Below are 5320 nucleotides of genomic sequence, written 5' to 3'. Positions count from 1 at the left end.
AAACAAAAAAGCCCTTCACTTACGTAAAGGGCTTCAAGGAAGGCGGCGACCTACTCTCCCACCTGGTGTGGCAGTACCATCGGCGCAAACGGGCTTAACTTCCCTGTTCGGAATGGAAAGGGGTGGGCCCCGTCGCCATGGCCACCTAGATTTTATCCTGAACTTTTACACTGAGCGAAGTCGAAGTGTGTTTCAGGACCTCCTTGTCCAAAGGTCATAAGGCGCAAGAAGGGAATTTCATCAAATTGATATGACATATGTTGGGACGGACCTTGCGGTCGTCAAAAAAGAGTCAACGAAGTATGTTCTTACATAAGGAACCACCAAGAGGGCGGTTGCGCAAGCTTACGGGCAATTAGTACCGCTCGGCTGCATGCATCGCTGCACTTCCACCTACGGCCTATCGACGTGGTCATCTCCCACGGCCCTTTAAAGAGATCTCATCTTGTGGCGGGTTTCGCGCTTATATGCTTTCAGCGCTTATCCCATCCCGACTTAGCTACCCGGCGATGCCCCTGGCGGGACAACCGGCGCACCAGCGGTCGGTCCAACCCGGTCCTCTCGTACTAGGGTCAGATCCACTCAAATCTCTAACGCCCGCAGTAGATAGAGACCGAACTGTCTCACGACGTTCTGAACCCAGCTCGCGTGCCACTTTAATGGGCGAACAGCCCAACCCTTGGGACCTTCTCCAGCCCCAGGATGTGACGAGCCGACATCGAGGTGCCAAACCCCCCCGTCGATGTGAGCTCTTGGGGGAGATCAGCCTGTTATCCCCGGCGTACCTTTTATCCTTTGAGCGATGGCCCTTCCATGCGGAACCACCGGATCACTATGCTCTAGTTTCCTACCTGTTCGACCTGTATGTCTCACAGTCAAGCGCCCTTGTGCCATTGCACTCTGCACACGATTGCCAACCGTATTGAGGGCACCTTTAGAAGCCTCCGTTACTCTTTTGGAGGCGACCACCCCAGTCAAACTACCCACCACGCACTGTCCCCCGTTAGGGGTTAGGCCCCGATCAAACAAAGGCTGGTATTTCAACAACGGCTCCTCCACGCCTGGCGACGCAGATTCAAAGCCTCCCAGCTATCCTACACATTGTTTGACCAAGGTCAATACGAAGCTATAGTAAAGGTGCACGGGGTCTTTTCGTCCCACTGCGGGTAACCGGCATCTTCACCGATACTACAATTTCACCGAGATCATGGTTGAGACAGTGCCCAGATCGTTGCACCATTCGTGCAGGTCGGAACTTACCCGACAAGGAATTTCGCTACCTTAGGACCGTTATAGTTACGGCCGCCGTTTACCGGGGCTTCAGTTCAATGCTTCACCACAAGTGGCTGACATCTCCCTTTAACCTTCCGGCACCGGGCAGGTGTCAGGCCCTATACGTCATCTTTCGATTTGGCAGAGCCCTGTGTTTTTGATAAACAGTCGCCTGGGCCTATTCACTGCGGCTCCCCCGGAGGGGAGCGACGCTTCTCCCGAAGTTACGCGTCCATTTTGCCTAGTTCCTTAACCATGAATCTCTCGAGCGCCTTAGAATTCTCATCCCGACCACCTGTGTCGGTTTACGGTACGGGCCGCATATCTCGCTTTTCTTGGAGGCAACGCCGCTGGATTATCGACGCGGCCGTGGCCTTGTCGTACTATCGCTTGCGCTTCAACGTGCTATTCCGTCAGCACGCACCAACTAAGTTGCCCCGTCACTTTTAGTGATATGCGGGTAGCGGAATATTAACCGCTTGTCCATCCACTGCCCCTTCCGGGTTCGTGTTAGGTCCCGACTGACCCCCGGCTGATTAGCATGGCCGGGGAAACCTTGGTCTTTCGGCGTGCGGGTTTCTCGCCCGCATTATCGTTACTTATGCCTACATTTTCGTTTCTGTACGCTCCAGCACACCTCACAGTGCACCTTCAGCGCCGAACAGAATGCTCCCCTACCCATCTTTCGATGCCATAGCTTCGGTAATGTGCTTATGCCCGATCATTATCCATGCGGGACCGCTCGACCAGTGAGCTGTTACGCACTCTTTAAATGAATGGCTGCTTCCAAGCCAACATCCTGGCTGTCTATGCAGTCCCACCGCGTTTTGTCAACTTAGCACATATTTGGGGACCTTAGCTGATGGTCCGGGTTCTTTCCCTCTCGGACATGGACCTTAGCACCCATGCCCTCACTGCCCTGAAACATTATATAGCATTCGGAGTTTGTCAGGAATTGGTAGGCGGTGAAGCCCCCGCATCCAATCAGTAGCTCTACCTCTATATAACTATCAGAACGCTGCACCTAAATGCATTTCGGGGAGTACGAGCTATTTCCGAGCTTGATTGGCCTTTCACCCCTACCCACAGGTCATCCCAAGACTTTTCAACGTCAACGGGTTCGGTCCTCCACTATGTGTTACCACAGCTTCAACCTGCCCATGGGTAGATCGCACGGTTTCGCGTCTACTACTACCGACTAAAGCGCCCTGTTCAGACTCGCTTTCGCTACGGCTGCGCACCTGAAGTGCTTAACCTTGCCGGTAAAAGTAACTCGTAGGCTCATTATGCAAAAGGCACGCCGTCACCAATAAATTGGCTCCGACCGCTTGTAGGCGTATGGTTTCAGGGTCTGTTTCACTCCGTTATTCACGGTTCTTTTCACCTTTCCCTCACGGTACTGGTTCACTATCGGTCTCTCAGGAGTATTTAGCCTTGGCGGATGGTCCCGCCGGATTCACACAGGGTTTCACGTGCCCCGCGCTACTCAGGATACCACTATCTTTAACGCTCCTTGCCCGTACGGGACTGTCACCCATATCGTGCAGCTTTCCAACTGCTTCCGGTTCGTCGCGCAAAGAACATTGTGGTCCTACAACCCCGTCATTGCCGGAACAACAACGGTTTGGGCCGATCCGATTTCGCTCGCCACTACTCTCGGAATCACTCTTGTTTTCTCTTCCTCCGCCTACTTAGATGTTTCAGTTCAGCGGGTTCGCCCACCTTACGGTGTGACTGGCCTTCAACCAGCCGGGTTGCCCCATTCGGACACCCACGGATCAATGCTCATGTGCAGCTCCCCGTGGATTTTCGCAGCTTATCACGTCCTTCTTCGCCTCTGAGAGCCTAGGCATCCCCCATACGCCCTTCTTTTGCTTGTCGCACCTGTACCCTAAGATACAAATGCCCTCTCGTAATCCTTAATGTTCTATTCTACTTCGTGTTTCTTCTTTGACTTCGCACAGATCGATATAAATCAATCCTGCTCCGTCCCAATATGTCAATGAACTTGTGGCCGATCGCCACCGATATCTAAAAATCAGCGGACGACCTTTGCCGTGGTGGAGAATATCGGAGTCGAACCGATGACCTCCTGCGTGCAAGGCAGGCGCTCTAGCCAGCTGAGCTAATCCCCCATTATCAGTTGTCAGTTAACAGTTATCAGTTAACAGTACTATATAACGGTAACCCAACATCTAGAATTTCCTAATCTCAGTACTCAATGAACTTATCATCGTAGTCTCAGGCAGACTCGAACTGCCGACCTCTACATTATCAGTGTAGCGCTCTAACCAGCTGAGCTATGAGACTGTCTTGGCCTATTGCCAGTATTTGTAACATATTATGAACGACAGCGCAATACTATAACAACCACCTCGTGCAGGACCCGATATTCCGGGCGTCTCTTTCTCTAGAAAGGAGGTGTTCCAGCCGCACCTTCCGGTACGGCTACCTTGTTACGACTTAGCCCTAGTTACCGATTTTGCCCTAGGCCGCTCCTCGCGGTGACGGACTTCAGGCACTCCCGGCTTCCATGGCTTGACGGGCGGTGTGTACAAGGCCCGGGAACGTATTCACCGGATCATGGCTGATATCCGATTACTAGCGATTCCAGCTTCACGGGGTCGAGTTGCAGACCCCGATCCGAACTGTGACCGGTTTTGTAGATCCGCGCCCCCTTGCGGGGTGGCTTCCCTCTGTACCGGCCATTGTAGCACGTGTGTAGCCCAGGACGTAAGGGCCGTGATGATTTGACGTCGTCCCCACCTTCCTCACGGTTTGCACCGGCAGTCCCGTTAGAGTCCCCATCTTGACATGCTGGCAACTAACGGTAGGGGTTGCGCTCGTTATAGGACTTAACCTGACACCTCACGGCACGAGCTGACGACAACCATGCAGCACCTTGCAGGCAGTCCGAAGAAAGGGGTATCTCTACCCCATGCAGCCTGCATTTAAGCCCTGGTAAGGTTCCTCGCGTATCATCGAATTAAACCACATGCTCCACCGCTTGTGCGGGCCCCCGTCAATTCCTTTGAGTTTCATTCTTGCGAACGTACTCCCCAGGTGGGATACTTATCACTTTCGCTTGGCCACGGAGACCGAAGTCCCCACAGCTAGTATCCATCGTTTACGGCGTGGACTACCGGGGTATCTAATCCCGTTCGCTACCCACGCTTTCGTCCATCAGCGTCAGTACATGGTTGGTCACCTGCCTTCGCGATCGGTGTTCTATGTGATATCTATGCATTTCACCGCTACACCACATGTTCCGGCAACCCCACCATGACTCAAGACCTGCAGTATCAAAGGCAATTTTATGGTTGAGCCACAAACTTTCACCCCTGACTTACAGGCCCGCCTACGGACCCTTTAAACCCAATGATTCCGGATAACGCTCGGACCCTCCGTATTACCGCGGCTGCTGGCACGGAGTTAGCCGGTCCTTATTCTTACGGTACCGTCAGACACCTACACGTAGGTGCGTTTCTTCCCGTATAAAAGCAGTTTACAACCCATAGGGCAGTCATCCTGCACGCGGCATGGCTGGATCAGGCTCCCGCCCATTGTCCAATATTCCTCACTGCTGCCTCCCGTAGGAGTCTGGTCCGTGTCTCAGTACCAGTGTGGGGGATCCCCCTCTCAGGGCCCCTAACCATCGCTGCCTTGGTGGGCCGTTACCCCGCCAACTAACTAATGGTACGCATGGCCATCCCTGTCCGATAAATCTTTAACCGAAACATCATGCGATGTAACGGTACCATGGGGCATTAATCCAAGTTTCCCTGGGCTATTCCCCTGACAGGGGCAGGTTCCATACGCGTTCCGCACCCGTGCGCCGGTCGCCGGCAAAAAAGCAAGCTTTTTCCCGCTGCCCCTCGACTTGCATGTGTTAGGCCTGCCGCTAGCGTTCATCCTGAGCCAGGATCAAACTCTTCATTGTATTTCCTTGAATGTCTGTCCGACACCCGAAAACACGAGTCCCCGCATCAAAATGGTTCTTTATAATTCTTACGCTGTCGTTACAATATGTATATGAACTTGTTTGTTT

2 tRNA genes and 3 rRNA genes are annotated in these 5320 nt (G+C 53.1%); all 5 read right to left on the bottom strand.

Annotated elements, in window-relative coordinates:
- Positions 1-37: 37 nt before the first annotated feature.
- The 5 genes from rrf to PMG71_RS21670 all read right to left on the bottom strand — a co-directional run bounded on the left by rrf (position 38) and on the right by PMG71_RS21670 (position 5212).
- Positions 38-149: ribosomal RNA gene (gene rrf, locus PMG71_RS21690) — 5S ribosomal RNA — on the bottom strand.
- 186 nt (positions 150-335) lie between these two features.
- Positions 336-3154: ribosomal RNA gene (locus tag PMG71_RS21685) — 23S ribosomal RNA — on the bottom strand.
- 176 nt (positions 3155-3330) lie between these two features.
- A tRNA-Ala gene (locus tag PMG71_RS21680) sits at positions 3331-3407 on the bottom strand.
- Positions 3408-3508: 101 nt separating this feature from the next.
- Positions 3509-3582, bottom strand: a tRNA-Ile gene (locus PMG71_RS21675).
- Positions 3583-3686: 104 nt separating this feature from the next.
- Positions 3687-5212 (bottom strand): 16S ribosomal RNA (locus PMG71_RS21670).
- Together the 16S, 23S and 5S rRNA genes with 2 tRNA genes alongside form the textbook arrangement of a ribosomal RNA operon.
- Positions 5213-5320: the final 108 nt, after the last annotated feature.

This window comes from Roseofilum acuticapitatum BLCC-M154 (genome assembly GCF_030068475.1).
Taxonomy (GTDB): domain Bacteria; phylum Cyanobacteriota; class Cyanobacteriia; order Cyanobacteriales; family Desertifilaceae; genus Roseofilum; species Roseofilum acuticapitatum.
The sequence above is the reverse complement of the archived record's forward strand: the minus strand, read 5'-3'. Positions and strand labels throughout refer to the sequence as shown.